Source organism: Bradyrhizobium guangxiense (genome assembly GCF_004114915.1).
Classification (GTDB): domain Bacteria; phylum Pseudomonadota; class Alphaproteobacteria; order Rhizobiales; family Xanthobacteraceae; genus Bradyrhizobium; species Bradyrhizobium guangxiense.
The window spans coordinates 5,748,725-5,768,793 of sequence record NZ_CP022219.1; the positions used below are offsets into that span (position 1 = coordinate 5,748,725).

The following is a 20,069-nucleotide window of genomic DNA, read 5'->3' on the forward strand; positions in this document are numbered from 1 at the left end:
TTTTTCGGCAATAGCGAAATCGTTTCCGCTGCAATATCAAGCAACTAGGCAAGGCTTGCCGAGCGCAAGGTGAAGGAAAGCTTGCCGCGCCCACAGAACTACGAAAAATCGGCGCTTTTTTTCGACAAGATCGCGCGTTGTGAAACGCGCGATCGATCTACTGGCCCGCCGTTGATGACAACAGCGGCGACCAGGCCGGGTCGGAGGCGAAGCCCGGCGTCGGCACCTTGAGCTCGTTGCGACCGGAGATGTCGACTGAGTACAGCGACGGCCCGGCATTGCCGCCGGGATCGCGGAAGAACATCAGCACGCGGCCGTTCGGCGAGAAGGTCGGGCCCTCGTTGTGGAAGCCGGAGGTGAGCAGCCGCTCGCCGCTGCCGTCGGGCTTCATGACGCCGATCGAGAACTGCCCGCCGCCCTGCCTGGTGAAGGCGATGTAATCGCCCTTCGGCGACCACACCGGTGTCGAATAGCTGGCGTTGGTGTCGTCCTTGGAGAAGGAGATGCGCTGCGCCTGGCCTCCGCCCGCCGCCATCACATAGATCTGCGACCTGCCGCCACGATCGGACTCGAAGCAGATGCGGGCGCCGTCCGGCGAGTAAGACGGCGACGTATCGATCGCCGGCGTGTCGGTGAGGCGCGTGGTCGAGCGCGAGCGCAGGTCCATCACGAACAGGTTGGAATTGCCGCCCTGCTGCAGGCTCATGATGACGCGCTGGCCGTCCGGCGAGAAGCGCGGCGCGAAGGTCATGCCGGGGAAGTTGCCGACGATCTCGCGTTGGCCGGTCTCGATGTTGAAGAGATAGACCTTCGGATCGCCCTGGCCGAACTCCATGTAGGTGATCTCTTGCGAATTCGGCGAGAAGCGCGGCGTCAGCACAAGGTCGGAGCCGCGGGTCAGATAGCGCACATTGGCGCCGTCCTGGTCCATCATCGCGAGCCGCTTGACGCGGCGCTCCTTCGGGCCGGTCTCGTCGACGAACACGACGCGGCTGTCGAAATAGCCCTTTTCGCCGGTCATGCGCTCGTAGATCTGGTCGGAGATGATGTGGGCGATGCGGCGCCAATATTCCGGCGAGGTGAAATATTGCTGGCCCGCGAGCTGCTGGCCGGAAATCACGTCCCACAGGCGGAATTCGGCCTTGAGCCTTCCGTCCGGCTGCCGCGTCATGCGGCCGGTGACCAGCGCCTGCGCGTTGAGGGTCTTCCAGTTCTGGAATTGCGGCGCGACGTCGATGTTGCTGATGCGCTCGATGAAGGCAGCCTGGTCGATCGGGGCGAACAAGCCCGAGCGTTTGAGATTGTTGGTGATGACTTGCGTGACGCCGTTGCCGACATCGCCGTCTGACGGCGAGCCCGGCACGAAGTTGGAGATCGCGATCGGGATCGGCTGGAATTCGGTGGGATCGATGCGAAGGCGCGGCTGGCCCTGCGCGAAGGCCTGTCCGCCCCCGAGCATCGCGAGTGTCGATCCGGTCAGAGTCATGAAGCGGCGGCGGTTCATCGATCGAGCGTCATTCATTGCAAAATACTTTTGTTCGGATGTCACAACATATCCTTCAGGCCGAAAGTCATGGGAATGAGCTTCCAGCTCTCGTACTGCTGCTTCGGCATGAACGAGTAGACCTGACACTGCACGATGGCGCGCTTGGCGCTCTCCGCCACCGCCTGGGCGATCGACCGTGACGGTCCCCTCACCGCGACTACGATCGGCTCGGACGCGAGCGATCCGTCGATCTTCATGGGGATGTCGATGTCGGCTTCGTATTGATCGGCGTCCTGCCCGTTATAGGTCGGCGTGAAGCAGCGTTTGACCGCACCCTGGAATGCACCGCGCCAAGTCGCAACATTGTTTGCCGCGGTCCCGGTCGCCGCTCCCAGCGACGCCGATGCATTCAGCGCGGAGCCGGTCTGCTCGTGCCGGGTCGCAGCACGCTTGTCGAGGTCGCGCTGGATCTGCGCGGGATCGAAGGTGCGCTCCTTCGGCTTGGGCTGCTGCTGCGGCTGCACCGCCGCGACCTTCTGCTCCACGGGTTTCGGCGGCGGCTTCTTGGTCTCCTGTTTCTTCATGAGCTCGGCGAGCGGATCTTCCTTGGCCGGATCAGGCTTCTTTTCCTGCGGCTTCGGCTCTTCCTTCGGCTTCGCCTCGGCAACAGGCTTCGGCGGCTCGGGCTTTTTCTCCACCGGCTTCTCGACGGGCTTCGGCGGCGGCTCTGGCTGCGAATTGGTCTTGATCAGCTCTTTCTTCTCGGTGACCTTGCCGACGGCGTCTTCCTCGGGCTTCGGTTCCGCGATCTTCTCGACCTTGGGCTTCGGCTCTTCCTTCTTCCCGGTCTTCTGCCCGGCCATCATCTTGGCGAGCTGATCGGTGGAGATGATGTCGACCGGGAGCGACTCCTCCGGCGCGACGTAGGCCTTGCTGCTAAAGGTGACGAGCCCCCATCCCAGCACGAGGACATGGAGGGCAATCGACGCAACGAGTGTCTTGTCGACCTTCACCTTCACCGGCCTAGGACCCCTGATCCGCTTCCGTGACGAGCGCCAGCTTCTTGAACCCGGCGCCGGAGAGCTGGCCCATCACCTTGGCCACGGTGCCGTAATCTGCCTTCTTGTCGGCGCGCAGATAGATGCGCTCCTCAAGACCGCCGCGCGCATCGGTGATCGCCTTCAGCTTCGGGATCAGCTCATTCAGCGCAATCTCGGTGTCGTTGATGAACACCTTGCCCTTGATGTCGACCGACATCTGAATCGGTTTCTGGTCGTTGTTCTCAAGGCTCTTGGCCTGGGTCTGCGGCAGATCGAGCGGCACGCCGACCGTCAGCATCGGCGCCGACACCATGAAGATGATGAGCAGCACCAGCATCACGTCGACCATCGGCGTGACGTTGATCTCGGCCACGACCGGCTTGCGCCGGCCACGGCGCCCGCCGCCGCCGGACGAACTCGCAACGTTCATCGCCATGATTGCGTGCCCAAATTGCCCTTCACAGTAGAGCCAATTCTGTTCCGATGAAATCGGAACGGGGCTCTAGGTTCTTGTCCCGACGCGTTTTCTTTACGCGAACCGGTATCCACTTCGCTCCAAAACGCTTCATACATGCCGTCCATCAGCCCCGCTCGTCGATCTGACGCGACAGGATGGCGGAAAATTCATCAGCGAAGCCTTCGAGCCGCTGGGCCTGCCGGTTCACCTCGGACGTGAACTTATTGTAGAAAATAGTGGCAGGAATGGCGGCGATAAGGCCGACGGCGGTCGCAAACAGCGCCTCCGCGATGCCCGGCGCCACCACCGCCAGAGAGGTATTTTTCGACGCCGCGATCGACTGGAAGCTCGACATGATGCCCCAGACCGTGCCGAACAGGCCGACGAAGGGGCCGGCGGAGCCGACGGTGGCCAGCACCAGCAGGCGGCGCTCCAGGCGCTCGACCTCGCGGGCAATCGAGACGTTCATGACCTTGTCGATGCGCATCTGCAGGCCGGCGACCGAGCGGGCGTGGCTCTCGAACGAGCGCTTCCACTCGCGCATCGCCGCCACAAAGCAGGCCGCCATGGAATGCGTCGGCTTGGCCGAGAGCGTGCGGTAAAGCTCCTCGATCGACTCGCCGGACCAGAACGCCTGCTCGAAACGGTCCATCGAGCGGCGGGGGCGGGCAAACAGGAAGATCTTGTCGATGGCGATCGCCCAGACCCAGACCGAGCAGGACAGAAGTCCCAGCATCACCGCTTTCACGATCCAGTGAGCCTGCCAGAACAGCGCGATCAGCGACACGTCCGCGGAAGCGGCAACCGGAAGGGCTGACTGAGCCACGTCGGCCGGATTCATAAGCAGTATCCTCTCAAGGCGATCGTTACCCGATGTGCCGGCCAGCAAATGGCTGCCGGTTCCCCGATGGCCGCGCCAGACCGGCGCGGCCGGCAAGCCCGCTCAAAGCCTTGTCTTTCTGGGGTGCAGGGCTCGTCCAAAGCCGGCCGTCTGCATTCCCTGCCAAGATGTCAAAACTATGGGCCTTTGGCCCCGGGCCTTGACGGGCCTGGCTTGAGGCTTTGGGCGCGATTGTCCACCCCTACCAGAGCCCGGCGTTGGTTAATGCGGGGTTACCAGGGGTCAATTTGACCGCGGGAAACGCAGCCTGCGCAGGCGGTTGCGGCAGATGGGCACGAAGCTCCCGGAGGAACCACCCCTCGCCCGAAAAATTGTCCCGAAAATCACGTTTTGCGAGGTCTCGTCATGACCATCAACCCCAAGACGACCGCCGCGATCGGCGATCACCCGCTCCACCCCATGCTGATCCCGTTCCCCGTCGCCTGTCTGGTCGGCGCGCCGATTGCCGATCTGGCCTTCATCGGAACCGGCGACAATTTCTGGGCCAGGGCTGCGATGTGGCTGATCGGCGCCGGCATCGTCATGGCGCTCGTCGCGGCCGCAGCCGGCTTTACCGACTTCTTCAGCGAGCCCCGCATCCGCCGCCTCAACGATGCCTGGTACCATATGGTCGGCAATCTCGCCGCGGTCGTGCTGGCCCTGGTCAATTTCTACCTGCGCTACGCGCAAGGTGCGGAGGCCGCGATCAAGCCGTGGGGCGTTGCGCTGTCCCTGATCGTGGTCGGCATCCTGCTGTTCACGGGATGGAAAGGCTGGGAGATGGTCTACCGTCACCACGTCGCGGTGCTGGATGCGCCGGGCCAGACCAGCTCGGAGCCGGTGACGCCGCAGCATGGCGGCGAGAGCCACCGCCGCGCCGCCTGAGGCAACGGCAGATCATCGGGGCTTGCTCGGCCCGCCCGCCGCCGCATCTCTTGGCCTGATCGCGCCTCAAGCCGCCGAGGCGGGCTCGGGGCAGTTGGTCAATCGCGCCGGGTTTCCGACCGCGGTGCAGCCGGCGGGAACGTCGGAGGTCACGACCGTGCCGGCGCCGATCTTCGCAAAATCGCCGATCCGGATATCGCCCATCACGGTCGCGCCGGCGCCGATGAAGACGCCGCGGCCGATCCGCGGTGAGCGCGCCGGCAGCTCGTTGCTGCGGCCGATGCTGACATTCTGAAGGATGGTGACCTCGTCGCCGATCACGACATTGGCGCCGATCACGATGCCGGTGGCGTGGTCGAGATAAACGGCGGCGCCGATGCTGGCCGCCGGATGGATGCTGACCTGCAGGACGTTCGAGGCCTGGTTATGAAACAGCAGCGCCGCATCGCGATGCTCGTGATGCCAGAGCCAGTTCGAGACGCGCCAGGCCTGCAGCGCGACATAGCCCTTGAAATGCAGCAGCGGCGCCAACAGGCCGACGCTGGCGGGATCGCTGCGCACGATGGCCTGCAAGTCGCGGCCGGCCGCGTCGAGCAATTCCGGCGAGCGGCGAAAAGCATCGCGACAAAACGCCGCGAAGCGCGTCTGCTCGGCGGCATTGCCGCCAAGCCTGCGCCCGATCAGATCGGCGAGAGCCGCCGCAAGTCCGTCATGCACGAGGACGGCCTCGGCAAGCGACTTGCCGAAGACGGGATCGGATGCAACCGCACGCTGCGCCTCGTCACATATCGTCTGCCAGAGGCCATCGTTCGTCGCAGTCACAGTTGCCGTCATCGCCGCCTCCGGTGCTCTGGTGCTTGCTTCGCCCTCGAATATAGGCGGTCGGCAATCCGCACGCCACGCCACGCGCGTCCCGCGCCGACCGTCCCGAGCCGATGGCCGCAGTTCCCCGTGAGGTTACGAGCTTGCGTGCCGGATGTCCGCGAGCCATATAGTCCACTAAATTTTCGGCCGACGCTGCTTGGGCCGGGATGTCCATGCAAAGCAGCGCGCTCCAGCCCCCCGCGGTGGTCCGCCATCCGCGGGTTTTTCGTACACGGCCGCCTTCAAGGCTCGCCGCCGCGAATCCCGGATCCCCGTTACCTGAGGTCACGCCAAGACATGTCGCCCAACGCGCCTGCCGACGACCACCATGACGACATCATGTATCCCTCCGCCGTGCCGTTCCTGCTGGTCCATCTCGGCTGCGTTGCGGCGATCTGGTCGGGCGTGACGTGGCAGGCCGTCGCGATCTGCGTCTCGCTGTACATCGCTCGGATGTTCGGCATCGGCGCCGGCTACCACCGCTACTTCTCGCATCGGGCGTTTGCGACCAGCCGGGTGTTGCAGTTCGTCCTAGCGTGCCTTGCGCAAAGCAGCGCGCAGAAGAGCGTGTTGTGGTGGGCGGCCAAGCATCGGCACCATCATCTGCATTCCGACACCGAGATCGACGTGCATTCGCCGCGCCACCGCGGCTTCCTGTACAGCCATGTCGGCTGGATCTTCTATCGTCAGCATGACGCGACCGACCTCGTGAAGGTCGGCGATCTCGCGATCTATCCGGAGCTGATGTGGCTGCATCGGCTCGAACTGCTGCCGGCCGTCGTGCTGGCCGCGCTCTGCTTCCTGGTTGCGGGATGGTCGGGCCTGGTCGTCGGCTTCCTGTGGAGCACGGTGCTGCTCTATCACGCGACCTTCTGCATCAATTCGCTTGCCCATGTGCATGGACGCAAGCGCTACGTGACCGGCGATGATTCCCGCAACAATTGGCTGCTGGCGCTGCTCACCCTGGGCGAAGGCTGGCACAACAATCACCATGCCTATCAGAGCAGCGTGCGACAGGGCTTTCGCTGGTGGGAGATCGACCTCACCTATTACGTCCTGAAGATGTTGTCCTGGTTCGGAATCGTCTGGAACATGAAGGCGCCGCCCGAGCAGGTGCTGCGCAACGAGCAGCCGCTCGGCGCGCGCGTGATCAATCGGGCAGCCCGCGAGCTCGCCGGACGGTTCGATGCCCACGCCCTGGCGCACGCGATCTCGTCGGCGCTGTACCGCGCCGATCTGGCCCAGCTGCAACTGCCGACGCTGCACGACATTCTCAATCGCGCCCATGACGGCGTCGACGCGCTGACGCATCTGCATCTGCCGAAGATTCCGACCCGCGAGGAGTTTCTGGCCGAAGCCAAGGCGATGTTCGCGCGAACGCGATCGCTCAACGAGATCGTGGACCACGCCTACGAGCAGTTCCTGACCTCGGTTCGCGCGCAGCTCGTGGCCGTGCGCTGATCCTTTTAGGGCATGCGGGGCTTGGATGATCGCCCGGCATGAGGACCTTCCAAAACCAAACCGCCCGCCTGCGGGTTGCGCAGACGGGCGGCTCGGGGCCATCAGGACTTTGGGGGCATGCGCCTGAAGGCTTTGAGAGGTCGGCCTTGGATCAGCCTTCGTAGATCATCCCTTGCAGCTCAGCCTTGCGGCTGGTCGGTCGGCGGCGGGGTCGGGCGCGTCCGGTGCTGCGCCATGAACTGGTCGAACTCTTCCTTGTCCTTGGCGTGACGCAGGCGGTCGAGGAAGTTCTTGAACTCGACCTGCTCTTCCTCGAGCCGGCGCAGCGTCTCACTGCGATACTCGTCGAAGGCGCGGTTGCCGGAGGACGGCGGGCCGAAGCCAAAGCCGAAGCCGCGGCGCTCCATGCGGTCACGCATGCGGTCCATCTTGTACTGCATCCGCTCCATCTTGTTCGACCAGCGGTCCTGATTGCTCCAGCACGACATTCTTCTGCTCCCGAGTGTGAAAAAGAGAAGGGCAAGTCCGATCGGCCACCAGATGATGAAGCCGAGAATGGTCACGGCGATCCAGCCGGGGTGCCAGGGCGTATCGAGCATGCGGGGGCGCTCGTAATACTGCTGTTGGTCCGACGGGCCGCGCCAGCGATTGACATCAGCGGTGTAGGCCATTTCCCTTCTCCATCACGGCACCAGTGCCGTTGTGAATGTAAATAACATTTACATAGCTAGACCATCCCGGGATTTTGTCAAGCTGGCCGCTAGACACGGCCGCGTGATTCTTTGCGCAATTTTATTTCGGCTTGCCCCAGGGGCCAGCGGGCGGCGGCCTCGAACCGGAGGAAGCCTCCGGTGGCACCGGCGGCGGCTCGGCGGCCTTCGCTGCAGGACGGCGGTCGGTCGGGAAGCCGAGGCCGCGCAGATAGATCAGCACCTCGGCCTCGAGCAACTCGTCTGGCGACATCGGCAGCTTACGGCGCGCGGCATCGCCACGCGAGAACAGCGAGGCGACGCCGTGCGCCATCGACCAGATGTGCAGCGCCATCATCATGGCCGGCGGCCGCGGCATGCCGGGCGGCGCCAGCGCCGCAAGCCGCTCGGCCGCGGCGCGAATGATGTTGAAAGCGCGCTCGCTGGCGGCCAGCAGCGCCGGATTGGCATCGACCGGCAGACCGGACTCGAACATCGCGTTGTAGAAGGCGGGCTCCTCGCGGGCGAAGGCGAGATAAGCCTTGCCGACGCGCTCGAACGCGGTGACGGTGTCGGGCCGCCCGTCGTCCCAGGCTGCGGTCAGGCGCGCCTCGAACTGCTCGAAGCCGCGCTGGGCGATCGAGGACAGCAGCTCGTCGCGGTCGCGGAAATGCCGATAGGGCGCCGCCGCGCTGACGCCGGCCATGCGTGCGGCATCGGCAAAGGTGAAGCCGGCCGCGCCCTTCTCGGCGATCAGCCCGAGAGCGGCCTGCAACAAGGCTTCCTTCAGATTGCCGTGATGATAGCCGCGCTCGGCGCGGCGCTGCTCCTTGCGCCAGCTCATGTGAACGACTTTTACATGAGCCGGCGGTGAAGGTCACTAGCGGCAGGCGGATTGGTTAACCCGTATTTTCACCGCCGTTCCGGGGCGATGCAAAACATCGAGCCCGGAATAACGGTCACGGAGCCTACATCTGCGGAATTGGCAAGACAGGCATGACCTCCACCGCCTCGCCCGGGAAGATCGAAAAATGCGGGTGGTTCTCGAACAGTCTTGCTGCCGCCTCCTGCGAGGCCGCCCGCACCACGGTGAAGCCGGTCAGCGCATTGCTGATCTCGGTGATGCCGCCGCGGTCGATCCTGCGGGTCTTGCCGAGCGGGCCGCCGATCTCGACGATGACGTCCTTGTGCTTCTCGACCCAGCCGTGCCAGGCGGCCATGCCCTCGCGCTCCTTTGCCTTGCGTTCCGCCTCGGGCATCGCATGCCAAGCCTTCATCTTCTCGCCGTTCATGCTGCCGAGGTAGATGGCGAGGAATGTGTGTTCGGTGCTCATCGGTCTCTCCCTTGTTGAGGTCTCTGGTTATGCCTTTAGGTCGTCAAAGCCGGCGGCGGCCGCCTGCACGTCGGGCGAAAAGTCGGCCATCTCCTGCACCTGCCGGATCTCGATGATTTCGTTCGGCGAGGCCGGACACTGCTTTGCCCAGGCAATCGCCTCGGCCCGCGAGACGACCTCGATCATCCAGTATCCGCCCAGGACTTCCTTGGCTTCGGCGAACGGGCCGTCGGTGACGACGGGCTCACCGGTCGCAAACGAAACCCGCGCGCCCATCGACGGCGGATGCAGGCCGTCGAGGGTGATCAACACGCCCGCGTCCTTCAGCGCCTCGTTGTAGCGCATCATGGCCGCCACACGCTCGGGGTCGAGCTGAACGTCCGGCGGTGCGGTCTCGTAACCGAGCGGGATCATCAGCATCATGAATCGCATGGGGTTCCTCATTGTTCGTCATGCCGGGCTCGCGCCTAGCCGCGCTCGCCTTCAAGACGAACGGGTCCGGGTGGAACCGACATCAGGACGAGAATTATTTCGCGAGGCCTAGCGCGGCTGCGGCAGGAAGCGACCGTCCTGCCGGGCCGCGCCGAAATAGACGTCGATGCGACGGACCTTGCCGCCTGCGAAGGTGAAGAACTCCGTGTTGCGAAAGCTCCTGCCATCTGTCGCCAAGCAGAGATAGGTAACGAAGGCCTCCTCGCCTCGGACGAAGATCCGCTCAAGGTCATGGCGTGCGATCCAGCCGCTGTCACGCCAGCACCGTTCGAAATAGGCGGCCTTGTCGAGATCGTCGTCGAACGGGCTGGTGAAGCGGAAATCGTCGGCCAGTGCGTCGGCGACCCGCTGCCGGTCGTTGGCGAGATAGGCTGCGAAGAGGTCTCGGATCAGGCGCTCATGGTCGTCGGGCATTGCGGTCTCCTCGGTAACGATCCCCCTGGAAGACGTTCCATCGAGAAACGTCCCGACATCGCGCCTTCGACTTGAGGCCTTTCTTGCCGGACCGAAAGCGCAGTACAAGGAACCGGCGCTCGCGCGCTGCTCAAACACAGGACATATCCGCCCATGCCGCCCGCCCCGCAGAAAGTCGCCCTCGTCACTGGAGCCGCACGCGGCATCGGACTTGCGACCGCGAAGAAGTTCTTGGCCGAGGGCTGGCGCGTGGCCCTGCTCGACATCGAGGGCGAGTTGCTCGGCCGCGCGGTCGCCGAGATCGGCCAGGACGAAGCGACTTTGGCGTTGACCTGCGACGTGTCCGACGCGACCGCAGTCGGCGCGGCGATCGCAGCGGTTGAGCGACGGTTCGGCCGGCTGGACGCGCTCGTCAACAATGCCGGCATCGCGGTATTCGCGCCGCTGATGGAGACGTCGGACGCCGACTGGCGCCGCGTGCTCGAGGTCAACCTCACCGGGCCGTTCCTCTGCACCAAGGCCGCCGTGCCCCTGATGCGCGAGGGCGATGGCGGCGCCATCGTCAACATCACCTCGATCTCGGCGGTGCGCGCCTCGACGCTGCGCTCGGCCTACGGCACCAGCAAGGCCGGGCTCGCGCACCTGACCAAGCAGCTCGCGGTCGAGCTCGCCTCCCTCAACATCCGCGTCAACGCGGTCGCGCCGGGGCCGGTCGACACGGCGATGGCGAAGCAGGTGCATACCAAGGAGATCCGCGCGGATTATCACGACGCCATTCCGCTCAACCGCTATGGCCTCGAGGAGGAGCTTGCGGAAGCGATCTACTTCCTGTGCTCGGCGAATGCGAGCTACATCACCGGCCAAATTTTGGCCGTTGATGGCGGCTTCGATGCAGCAGGTATCGGCCTGCCGACGCTGCGCGGGCAAAGGCGCAACGGGTAGGCACGGAATTGTAGGGAGGGCAAAGGCGCGCAAGCGCCCCGCCCACGATCTCTCCCGATATGCGGCGACAATGGTGGGCACGCTACGCTTTGCCCACGCTACGAAACCGGGCTTGTGGAGTGCTCCATGCGACGCGCATTCATCAAGGCAATGCTCGCATCCGCGCTGCTCGCCGTCACCCCCGCCGCCGCCGAGATCCGCATCCTCCAATCTCCGGGCGGGCAGGTCGGGCCGTTCCTCGAATTGTTCGAGAAGGTGCGCGAAAGCGGCGAGCGCGTGGTGATCGACGGTCCCTGCCTGTCTGCCTGCACGCTGGTGCTGAGCATCGTGCCGGGCGAGCGCATCTGCGTCACCAAGCGCGCCGTGCTCGGCTTCCATGCGGCCCGTTCGGTGGATCGGCGCGGGCGCTTCTATGCCGAGCCGGAAGCATCGGTCGCAGTGCTTGCCGCCTATCCCGGCCCGGTTCGCGACTGGATCAGCCGCCGTGGCGGGCTCACCGCGCGATTGCTCTTGCTCAAGGGCCGTGATCTCGCCGCAATCTATCCACGCTGCCGCTGACAGTCTTGGCAATCGCCAGGTGTGTGACGTGAATCTGTGAGCCGCGTCACATTAAAGGCGCTTGGCTTGGAGCGCGTCTGGCTTGGCTAGCGCGAGGCCATACGGCAGGCTCCCCGTGCTTGCACATAGATGCGCACCGGGTCTGCGCCATTACGCTTTGGCTGCCTTCAGTAGAGAGTCTGAATCACCGGCACCAGCTTCATGCTGGCGCAAATGAGCATCCCCCAAAGGGCAAAGTTGATCTGTAGCGCCGTCGCCATCGGTCGCTCCCCTTCCAAGTGACGTCCACCCTAGTTTTTAGATTTTATGAATCATCAATAGCGATTCTGACGTGCAGATCACAGCCCAATATTGCGTCAATTGTTGTGCGCTGCAGTCCGCGTGGTTTCACGAAGCGGCCTCACTGCTCCCACAGAGTCATGCGAATAGTGAGTTCATGCTCGGCCATGCCGACCCAACTCGTTTGCCTTAAGTTCCATTTGACCGACGCGATGTCAGTTTCCCGTACGGAGCTTGGTATTGCACAGCAGAAATTCGGGTCCGGCATGATGCGACACGGCTTCATCTTGCTCACTTTGTGTACAGCGCTGCTCGGATGTGCAGTCGCGCCGGCGCAGGAGCGTCGCCCGATCGCGTGGGACGGCCTCGGCCAAGACCCGAACAAGGGTGCGAGCCGCCCTCGCATGGCGAAACGGCGCGCAGCGAACCCCGCGCCTGCGGCGAGTGATCCCAATCTGGAGCGGGAACGAGTGCTCGGGACTTTGCGGCCATACTCCGAGGCGTGGTGGGCAGTTTACGACGCGATCGAAGCGGAGAACGACAGGCAGCTCGGCGCCAAGCTCGTGATCTGCCCTGGGTGCGTGCAATCCTCGCCGCAGGGGGAGGAGACGACCGGATCAATCCGATGACGGCCGAGCCGCACGTGACGGAGCGTCTCTACGTTTCGTGACGATTCCGATGCGTCCCCTCTCCCGCAAAGATGGAGAGAGGGGAATCGCAACGCAAAAAACATGCGCAGTCGCGCGCGTCACATACCCTCGGCTGGACAGTTCACCATCCAGGGAATGCCGAACTTGTCGACGCACATGCCAAAGCCCTTGGCCCAGAACGTCTTGCTGAACGGCATGGTCACGCTGCCGCCGTCGGCGAGCGCGTTGAACTTGCGCTCGCCATCCGCGGGATCCTTGACTGTGAGCGAGATCGAGAAGCCCTGCGGCTTGTGAAAGTGCTCTGCCGGCGCGTCGGAGGCCATCAGCACGCTGCCGTCGGGGAGCGACATGCGGGCATGCATGATCATCTTCTCGCGGCCGGGCGCGGCCGGCACCTCCGGCGGCGCATCCGACGCGCGCATCATCGCCTCGATCTTGCCGCCGAGAACCTTGGTGTAATAGTTGAACGCGGCTTCGCAATTGTCCTGGTAGAACAGGTAGGGATTGAGCATCGTTTCTCTCCTCTTCGTTTGCTGTGGGGCTTATTGCCTCTCGGTGAGCTTCTTGAGGGCGGCGAGGCCTGCCTCGAAATCCTTGCCGATCATGCTGTCCATGTTGATGAACACCTGCATCACCTTGGACAGGAACGGCGCCGGACCGTACATCGCCCATGTGACGAGTGTGGCATCGCCTTGCGGCACAAAGGTGAACTCGGCAGTGTTGTGGCCTTCGAACGGCCGCTCGAAATCGAGCTTGATGCGAAGCTTCGACGGCCCGCTCGCCTCCAGGATCTCCATATGGCCGGCGCCGACATTGTTGTTGCCGTCCCAGGCATAGGTCGCGCCCCGTCCTTCCGCGGCTCCGCCGAAGGTCCGTTTCATGTCGGGATCGCGGCTCTCATAGGGCGACCAGGCGGTCCAGCGGCGGAAATCGGCCACCTGCGGGTAGATCGCGCCCGCCGGCGCCTTCACGGCGAGGCTGCGCTCGACGCGGAATGTGTCGGGTTTCGCCAAAGCAAAGGCGAGAACCCCGGCTATGCCGGCGGCGAGCACGATGGCGATGATGGCAATGGCTTTCAGCATGAAGGGCTCCCCTGGTACGGGCTAAGGACGAAGGGGAACAGCGCGGGCCGACAGACCGGAAACGAATTTTTTGGCACAGAGGGCCGGAGAACATGGACGGGACAAGCCCGGGCATGACGACGTGGAGGCAGATACGCCTATCTCGCCTTCGCGCCTTCCTTTGCCTTCGGCTGGCTGTCCCGGATCAGGCGATCGAGATGCATGCGGATATGGGCGGCTTCCGCCGAGGTGTTGGCAAGCGCAATGGCGCGGTCGAAGGCGACGCGGGCTTCGTCGTTACGGCTGAGCTGCATCAGGAAAGCGCCGCGCACGCCGTAAAAATGGAAGTAGTTGCCAAGCTTGGGCGCCAGAGGCTCGATCAGCTCGAGCGCGGCCTGCGGCCCGCGCACCTTGGACACCGCAACTGCACGGTTGAGCGTCACCACCGGTGAGGGCTGCACCACTTCGAGCGCGCCGTAAAGCAGGTCGATCTGCGTCCAGTCGGTCTCCTCCGGCGTCGCTGCGCGGGCATGCAGCGCAGCGATCGCGGCCTGGATCTGATAGGGTCCGCTGCGGCGATGGCGCATCGCCTTGTCGATCAGCGCCAACCCTTCCGCAATCATGGTGCCGTTCCACAGCGATCGATCCTGGTCGTCCAGCAGGATCAGCGAGCCATCTGCGGCAAAGCGCGCGGCGCTGCGTGCATGCTGCAGCAAGATGAGCGCCGTGAGCCCCATGATCTCCGGCTCGCTCGGAAACAGCCTGAGCAGCAGGCGCGCCAGCCGGATCGCCTCCTCGCAGAGCGGCTTGCGGATCTCTGCGGTGTCGCCACTTGCCGAATAGCCCTCGTTGAAGATCAAATAGATCATCGCCGCGACGCCGGCGAGGCGCTCGGAGCGCTCGACCGCGCCGGGCGTTTCGAACGGTGTGCCGGCTTCCGCGACCTTCGCCTTGGCGCGCGTGATGCGCTGCTCCATCGCCGCGTCCGAAACCAGGAAGGCGCGCGCGATCTGCTTCACGGTAAGGCCCGAGACGATGCGCAGCGCCAGCGCGATCTGCTGCGTCGCCGGCAATTGCGGATGACAGCAGATGAACATCAAGCGCAAGATGTCGTCGCGGTAGTGCGAGCCGTCGAGCCGCTCGGCCAGCGCGCCTTCGGCATCATCGAGATCGGAGATCGCCTGGTCGTCCTCCGGCAACGGCTGCTGCTTGCGGGCGCGGCGAACTTCGTCGATCGCGACGTTGCGGCCGACCATGATCAGCCACGCCGCTGGATCCCGCGGCGGCCCGTTCTGCGGCCAGGTCTTCAGCGCGCGAAGGCAGGCGTTCTGGAACGCTTCCTCCGCCGTATCGAGGTCGCGAAAATAACGCAGCAGAGCGCCGACCGCCTGAGGGCGCGCCGAGCTCAGCGCAGTCTCGATCCAGGCGGCATCGGTCTCGCTCACGTCAGGTTTCCTCCGGGCCGAAATACGCCGACGGGACGCACCTCATAGGCACCGCCGGGATTGGCGGCGCCGAGATCGCGCGCGACGTCGAGGGCGTCGTCGAGGTTCTTGCAATCCACGATGTAGAAGCCGAGCAACTGCTCCTTGGTCTCGGCATAGGGGCCGTCGAGCACCAGCGGCGGGGCCTCCTTGCGCAGAGTGGCGGCGGCCGTGGTCGGCAACAACCGCGCCACCGGGCCGAGCCGGCCCTGGCTCGTGAGCTTCTCCTGCACCACGGCGAGCTTCTTCATCACGGCCTCGTCCTGCTCCTTGCTCCAGGAGCCGACGAAGTCCTCATCGTGATAGCAAAGGATGGCATAAAGCATGGACGGCACTTTCCTCGTCTGTTCTAAAGACGCGCCAATATGCCCCGCCCCGACAGCACTGCGGAAAAAATTTGCAAGAAAAATCCGGCAGATCGTGCCAAGGAGGGCCTTCTCAAGCGGAACCTGACGAGGCACTTCGAATGACCATGGGCACATTGGCCGTCCTGATCAACAGCACGCAGCAGAACTGGCTGCCGGAGCGCTGGAAGGCCCGGTTCGACGCGGTCTGCGGCGGCCGCCGCGTGGTGCTGCTGCCGGATTCCGGGCTCGATCCGGCCGAGGTGCACTATGCCGCGGTATGGAAGCCGGTGCCGGGCGACCTCGGCTCGTTTCCCAATCTGCGGGCCATCTTCAATCTCGGCGCAGGCGTCGATGCGCTGATGGCGGACAAGAGCCTGCCTGACGTGCCGCTGGTCCGCGTCGCCGTGCCCGACCTCACCAACCGCATGACCGAATACGTCGTGCTGCACGTGCTGATGCACCACCGCCAGGAGCTCTATCTCAGGCAATCACAGCGCGAGAAGCGCTGGGAGCCGAAATATCAGTGGCCGGCCGCCGCCGTCACGGTCGGCGTCATGGGATTGGGCACGCTCGGCGCGGATGCGGCCGACGTGCTGCGCCGGCTCGGCTTCCGGGTCGTCGGCTGGAGCCGCAGTCCGCGCGCGATCGATGGCGTCGACTGCTTCCATGGCGCCGCGCAGATCGATGCCTTCCTGCGCAAGACCGACATCCTGGTCTGCCTGCTGCCGCTGACGCCGGAGACGCATGGCATCCTCAACCGCGACGCTTTCGCAAAACTCAACCGCGCCAGCCCGCTCGGCGCGCCGGTGCTGATCAATGCCGGCCGCGGCGGCTTGCAGAACGAAGCCGATATCCTGGCCTGCCTCGATGACGGCACGTTGGGTGCCGCCTCGCTCGACGTCTTCGTGCAGGAGCCGCAGCCCGCGGACAGCCGGTTCTGGACCCACCCCAAGGTGGTGCTGACGCCGCACAACGCCGCCGATACCGACGCGGACGCAATCTCGGCCTATGTCGCCGAGCAGATCGCGCGGTTCGAGGCGGGCGGCGCGCTGGAAAACGTGGTGGACCGGGCAAGGGGCTATTAGGCTGCAGCTGACTGGAAGAGAGACCCGCGCGCCTCGATCGAGTCCGCGGTGGGTCCCCGCCCCGTTGCGCAATTGCGCACCAGGGGGACGGCAGCTTCGTCTTGGCGGGCGGGCCCGGTCACCACAACCACAGCGCTCCGACGGTATCCCGTTCACCCTCTCTTAGCGAGAAATTGATAAGCGTTCTTAACCAGCGGTCAAAGAACGAGTCAGACATGCGCGCCAGTCTCGGCCTCAGGATGCGGATCACGGTCGCCCTTGCGATCACGGCGGCAGCGACTGCCTTGTTTGCCGTGCTCGGGGCGATGTGGATCATCGCCGGGATCATCGACCGCGCCGATCAGCGCGAGCTGCGCAGCCACTATGATGCCCTTCAATCGCGCATTGCCGAGGAATCCCACCGCGCCGCCGCCATGAGCACGGTGGTGGCCGCGATGCCGGCGACGCAAGACGCGATCGCCAGGCAGGACCGCAACGCCCTGATCGCCCTGTTCGGGCCGGTGTTTGCCGCGACCAAATCGGACTACGGCGTCGAGCAGTTCCAGTTCCATGTGGCGCCGGCGACCTCGTTCCTGCGCGTGCATCAGCCCGCGAAGTTCGGCGACGATCTCTCCGGCTTCCGCAAGACGGTTCTGGTCGCCAATCAGGATCGCAGGGTCGTGGTCGGCCTCGAGGGCGGCGTCGCCGGCCTCGGCATCCGCGGAGTGGTCCCCGTCACGCAAGGCGACAAGCATCTCGGCACCGTCGAATTCGGCTTGACCTTCGGCCAGTCCTTCCTCGACGACTTCAAGGCCAACCGCCACATCGACATCGCCTTCCATCTTGCCGACGGCTCGGGCTTCAAATTGTTCGGCGGCACGCTGAAGGGCAAGAGCTTCTTCGACGCGGCCGATTACGGCCGTGCCACCGCCGGCAGCTTCACCGTGAAGCAGGCCAAACTGGACAATACGGCGGTCGCAGCGCTGCTCGGACCGATCAAGGACTTCTCCGGAAAGCCGCTCGGCGCCGTCGAGCTGGTGATGGACAATGCCGATTACGAAGCCTCCGCCGACCGCGCCTGGCTGCTCGCGATCGGCATCGCCGCGCTGGGGCTCTTGCTGGCGGCCATCGTCGGCTATCTCATCGCCCGCGGCATCTCGCAGCCCATTCTGTCGATCACGAGCGTGATGCGTGAGCTCGCAGATGGCCGACTCGACGTCGCCATACCCGCCAGCAAGGCGAATGACGAAGTCGGCGCGATGGTGAAGGCGGTCGCGGTATTCCGCGACAATGCCGTCAACTTCGACAAGCTCCAGGCCGAGCAGGTCGAGGTCAAGGCACAGTCCGAAGCGGAGAAGCGCCGCGCCTTCGCCACGCTCGCTGACAATTTCGAGGCCAGCATCCGCGACGTCGTCACCACCGTCTCATCGGCGGCGGTCGAGATGGAGCATACCGCGCGCTCGATGTCGGCGATCGTCGAGCAGTCTCGGCAGCAAACGAGCGCAGTGTCGTCGGCTTCGGCGCTGGCCTCGGAGAATGTGCAGACGGTCGCGGCCGCGGCGGAAGAATTGTCCTCGTCGATGACCGAGATCAGCCGCCGCCTCGCCCACGCGACCGAGGTGGTCGGCAAGGCCGCCAGCGACGGGCGGCGCTCGAACGAGCGTGTGCAGAGCCTCGCAGATGCCGCGCAGAAGATCGGCGACGTCGTTTCCTTCATCAGCGGCATCGCCGGCCAGACCAACCTGCTGGCGCTGAACGCAACGATCGAAGCGGCGCGCGCAGGCGAAGCCGGCCGCGGCTTCGCCGTGGTCGCTTCCGAGGTCAAAGCATTGGCGACGCAGACGGCGAAGGCGACCGAGGAGATCGGCGCGCAGGTCACTGCGGTGCAGGGCGAGACATCGGGCGCGGTGGACGGCATCCAGTCGATCTGCGCGACGATTCGAGAGGTCGATGAAATCTCCGCCGCGATCGCCGCTGCCGTCGGCCAGCAGGGCACGGCGACGCAGGAGATCGCACAGAACGTCCAGCAGGCCGCCGCCCGCACCGGCGAGGTCTCGCAAAACATTTCCGGTGTCACTGCCGGCATCGCCGCGACGGGCACCGCAGCAGAGGAAGTGCTGGGTTCGGCGATCGAGCTGTCGAAGCAGTCGCAGCGGCTGCGGGATGAGGTCGATCGTTTCCTGGCGCAGATCCGCGCGGTGTAATCGGACGGCGCGATTGCGCCGCATCCCGGATCGGCGCGCGTGTCCGGGACGACAGCTCAGGGCTTGGCGCCCGCTCCCACCATCACGTCGATCGCGCCCTTGACGATCGCCTCCAGCTCCTTGCGTGACACGCGCGCGCGCGAGCGAATGGCGATGCTGTGGACGGTGGCTGACGCGATCTGGGCCAGCACCGCCGGATCGGCACTCTCCGGCAACTCGCCCTTTTCTTTCGCGCGGCGGAAGCAGCTTGCAAAGGCCTTGTCGAGTTCGCTGAGCCCGTCGAGCACCATGGCGCGGATCTCGGGATCGCCAACGGCCTCCGACGCGGCGGTCACCACCGTGAAGCAGCCGCGCGGACCGGTCTCGCCGGACAGATAGATGTCCAGCGCAGAGGCGAAGATCCGCTCCAGCCGCTGGCGCACGGGCATTTCCTCGCGAAAGATCGCAGCCATGGAGGCCCGCGCCTCCTCGCGGTAGCGCTGATAGCTCTTGATGTAGAGCTCGCGCTTGTCGCCGAAGGCGCCGTAGAGGCTCGGGCGATTCATGCCGGTGGCTTCGCTGAGATCGTCGAGCGAAGTCGCGGCAAACCCCTGTCTGCGGAACAGGTCGAGCGCCTTGCCGAGTGCGACCTCTGGCTCGTAGGCGCGCGGGCGGCCGCGGCGCTTTGGCGGCTCGGGCGCGGCGGGCGGCCCCTTCGATTTTTGTACCATTTCGCAAGTTAATCCTTGACCGACCTCATATTATGCAAGATAGTACAAAAATCAATCTGGCCGGGTTGAGCGAAAACCTCAGGAGACATGCCCCAAGGAGGCTACAGATGGATCTCTATTTCTCGCCGCTCGCCTGCTCGATGGCGACCCGCGTCGCGCTGTACGAAGCCGGCGCCGAGGCGAACTATCTCGAAGTCGACCCGCCGACCAAGACAGTGCTGAGCGACGGCTCCGACTTCCGCGCCGTCAATCCGATCGGCCTGGTGCCGACGCTGCGCACCGACGAGGGCGTGGTTCTGACCGAGAACGCGGCGATCCTGCAATACGTCGCCGACCGCTTCCCGCGGTCCGGGCTTGGCGCCGCCGCAGGCATCGACCGCACGCGTCTGCATCAATGGCTGTGCTTCATCGGCACCGAGCTGCACAAAGGCCTGTTCGTGCCCGTGCTCGACCGTAAGGCGCCGCAAGAAGCCAAGGCCTATGTGCTGGAGAAGAACCTGTCGCGGCTCGACTATCTCGACAACTACCTGAAGGGGCGCGACTTCCTGCTCGATCATTTCAGCGTGGCGGATGCCTATCTCGTCACCGTCATCAACTGGACCATGGCGACGCCGCCGATCGAGCTTGCGAAATGGCCGAACGTGAAGGCCTATTACGAGCGCCTGCGGCAGCGGCCGTCGGTCGCGAAGGCGGTTGCTGTGGAGTTCGAGCTGTACAAGGCCGAGCTCGCACGCAAGAAGGCGGCGGCGTAGGCCATCTCCGTATTTC

The 20,069-nt window shown here is 64.8% G+C and carries 23 protein-coding genes; 8 read left to right on the plus strand and 15 right to left on the minus strand.

Annotation, left to right across the window (positions count from 1 at the left end; all coding sequences use genetic code 11):
* Positions 1–157: 157 nt before the first annotated feature.
* From tolB to tolQ, 4 genes are all read right to left on the minus strand, one after another.
* Positions 158–1,504 carry a Tol-Pal system beta propeller repeat protein TolB gene (gene tolB / locus X268_RS27585; protein ID WP_164938193.1) on the minus strand — a complete coding sequence of 449 codons (1,347 nt, stop codon included), beginning with the start codon at positions 1,502–1,504 and terminating at the stop codon, positions 158–160.
* 41 nt (positions 1,505–1,545) lie between these two features.
* On the minus strand, positions 1,546–2,505 hold the full coding sequence (locus X268_RS27590) for a protein TolA (protein WP_128927848.1): 960 nt from the start codon (positions 2,503–2,505) through the stop codon (positions 1,546–1,548).
* A gap of 4 nt (positions 2,506–2,509) precedes the next feature.
* Positions 2,510–2,962 (minus strand): protein TolR, encoded by a 453-nt coding sequence (gene tolR, locus X268_RS27595; RefSeq protein WP_025034102.1) that lies wholly within the window; start codon positions 2,960–2,962, stop codon positions 2,510–2,512.
* A 145-nt stretch (positions 2,963–3,107) separates the two neighbouring features.
* Positions 3,108–3,824: a protein TolQ gene (gene tolQ / locus X268_RS27600; RefSeq protein ID WP_128929408.1), complete on the minus strand. Its 717-nt coding sequence runs from the start codon at positions 3,822–3,824 to the stop codon at positions 3,108–3,110.
* A 405-nt stretch (positions 3,825–4,229) separates the two neighbouring features.
* Here tolQ and X268_RS27605 point away from each other — a divergent pair, with 405 nt between their 5' ends.
* Positions 4,230–4,748: a DUF2231 domain-containing protein gene (locus X268_RS27605; RefSeq protein WP_128927849.1), complete on the plus strand. Its 519-nt coding sequence runs from the start codon at positions 4,230–4,232 to the stop codon at positions 4,746–4,748.
* A 66-nt stretch (positions 4,749–4,814) separates the two neighbouring features.
* On the opposite strand, the gene X268_RS27610 is transcribed toward X268_RS27605, so the two are convergent.
* On the minus strand, positions 4,815–5,582 hold the full coding sequence (locus X268_RS27610; protein ID WP_128927850.1) for a serine acetyltransferase domain-containing protein: 768 nt from the start codon (positions 5,580–5,582) through the stop codon (positions 4,815–4,817).
* A gap of 327 nt (positions 5,583–5,909) precedes the next feature.
* On the opposite strand from X268_RS27610, the gene X268_RS27615 reads away from it, so the two are divergent.
* Positions 5,910–7,073 carry an acyl-CoA desaturase gene (locus tag X268_RS27615; protein WP_128927851.1) on the plus strand — a complete coding sequence of 388 codons (1,164 nt, stop codon included), beginning with the start codon at positions 5,910–5,912 and terminating at the stop codon, positions 7,071–7,073.
* Positions 7,074–7,252: 179 nt separating this feature from the next.
* Here the strand turns inward: X268_RS27615 and X268_RS27620 are convergent, their stop codons facing one another.
* The 5 genes from X268_RS27620 to X268_RS27640 form a co-directional block, all read right to left on the minus strand.
* Positions 7,253–7,744 (minus strand): DUF2852 domain-containing protein, encoded by a 492-nt coding sequence (locus X268_RS27620; RefSeq protein ID WP_128927852.1) that lies wholly within the window; start codon positions 7,742–7,744, stop codon positions 7,253–7,255.
* Positions 7,745–7,865: 121 nt separating this feature from the next.
* On the minus strand, positions 7,866–8,606 hold the full coding sequence (locus X268_RS27625; RefSeq protein ID WP_128927853.1) for a TetR/AcrR family transcriptional regulator: 741 nt from the start codon (positions 8,604–8,606) through the stop codon (positions 7,866–7,868).
* Between the two features lie 124 nt (positions 8,607–8,730).
* A complete protein-coding gene (locus tag X268_RS27630; RefSeq protein WP_128927854.1) occupies positions 8,731–9,096 on the minus strand; it encodes a YciI family protein in 366 nt (121 codons plus the stop codon).
* A 27-nt stretch (positions 9,097–9,123) separates the two neighbouring features.
* Positions 9,124–9,528 carry a YciI family protein gene (locus X268_RS27635; RefSeq protein ID WP_128927855.1) on the minus strand — a complete coding sequence of 135 codons (405 nt, stop codon included), beginning with the start codon at positions 9,526–9,528 and terminating at the stop codon, positions 9,124–9,126.
* Between the two features lie 108 nt (positions 9,529–9,636).
* The gene (locus X268_RS27640) at positions 9,637–10,002 is read right to left on the minus strand and encodes a nuclear transport factor 2 family protein (protein WP_128927856.1); all 366 of its coding nucleotides are present in this window, start codon (positions 10,000–10,002) and stop codon (positions 9,637–9,639) included.
* A 153-nt stretch (positions 10,003–10,155) separates the two neighbouring features.
* Between X268_RS27640 and X268_RS27645 the strand changes: the two genes are divergently transcribed.
* From X268_RS27645 to X268_RS40100, 3 genes are all read left to right on the plus strand, one after another.
* A complete protein-coding gene (locus X268_RS27645; RefSeq protein ID WP_128927857.1) occupies positions 10,156–10,944 on the plus strand; it encodes an SDR family NAD(P)-dependent oxidoreductase in 789 nt (262 codons plus the stop codon).
* A 126-nt stretch (positions 10,945–11,070) separates the two neighbouring features.
* Positions 11,071–11,502, plus strand: coding sequence for a hypothetical protein (locus X268_RS27650; protein ID WP_128927858.1), 432 nt, complete (start codon positions 11,071–11,073; stop codon positions 11,500–11,502).
* A gap of 545 nt (positions 11,503–12,047) precedes the next feature.
* Positions 12,048–12,410, plus strand: a complete 363-nt coding sequence (locus tag X268_RS40100) for a hypothetical protein (protein WP_128929409.1) — start codon at positions 12,048–12,050, stop codon at positions 12,408–12,410.
* 119 nt (positions 12,411–12,529) lie between these two features.
* Here X268_RS40100 and X268_RS27660 read toward each other — a convergent pair whose 3' ends face one another.
* The 4 genes from X268_RS27660 to X268_RS27675 all read right to left on the minus strand — a co-directional run bounded on the left by X268_RS27660 (position 12,530) and on the right by X268_RS27675 (position 15,302).
* Positions 12,530–12,943, minus strand: a complete 414-nt coding sequence (locus X268_RS27660) for a VOC family protein (protein ID WP_128927859.1) — start codon at positions 12,941–12,943, stop codon at positions 12,530–12,532.
* Positions 12,944–12,973: 30 nt separating this feature from the next.
* Positions 12,974–13,513, minus strand: a complete 540-nt coding sequence (locus X268_RS27665; protein WP_128927860.1) for an SRPBCC family protein — start codon at positions 13,511–13,513, stop codon at positions 12,974–12,976.
* A 137-nt stretch (positions 13,514–13,650) separates the two neighbouring features.
* Positions 13,651–14,937, minus strand: a complete 1,287-nt coding sequence (locus X268_RS27670) for an RNA polymerase sigma factor (RefSeq protein ID WP_128927861.1) — start codon at positions 14,935–14,937, stop codon at positions 13,651–13,653.
* Positions 14,934–15,302 carry a YciI family protein gene (locus tag X268_RS27675; protein WP_128927862.1) on the minus strand — a complete coding sequence of 123 codons (369 nt, stop codon included), beginning with the start codon at positions 15,300–15,302 and terminating at the stop codon, positions 14,934–14,936. Before X268_RS27675 ends, X268_RS27670 begins: the two co-directional genes overlap by 4 nt.
* A gap of 140 nt (positions 15,303–15,442) precedes the next feature.
* On the opposite strand from X268_RS27675, the gene X268_RS27680 reads away from it, so the two are divergent.
* Complete coding sequence (locus X268_RS27680; RefSeq protein ID WP_128927863.1) at positions 15,443–16,408, plus strand: 2-hydroxyacid dehydrogenase; 966 nt, start codon at positions 15,443–15,445, stop codon at positions 16,406–16,408.
* A 215-nt stretch (positions 16,409–16,623) separates the two neighbouring features.
* A complete protein-coding gene (locus X268_RS27685; protein ID WP_164937959.1) occupies positions 16,624–18,591 on the plus strand; it encodes a methyl-accepting chemotaxis protein in 1,968 nt (655 codons plus the stop codon).
* Between the two features lie 56 nt (positions 18,592–18,647).
* On the opposite strand, the gene X268_RS27690 is transcribed toward X268_RS27685, so the two are convergent.
* Positions 18,648–19,301 carry a TetR/AcrR family transcriptional regulator gene (locus X268_RS27690; protein ID WP_128927864.1) on the minus strand — a complete coding sequence of 218 codons (654 nt, stop codon included), beginning with the start codon at positions 19,299–19,301 and terminating at the stop codon, positions 18,648–18,650.
* Positions 19,302–19,408: 107 nt separating this feature from the next.
* Here X268_RS27690 and X268_RS27695 point away from each other — a divergent pair, with 107 nt between their 5' ends.
* Positions 19,409–20,053, plus strand: a complete 645-nt coding sequence (locus X268_RS27695; protein ID WP_128927865.1) for a glutathione binding-like protein — start codon at positions 19,409–19,411, stop codon at positions 20,051–20,053.
* Positions 20,054–20,069: the final 16 nt, after the last annotated feature.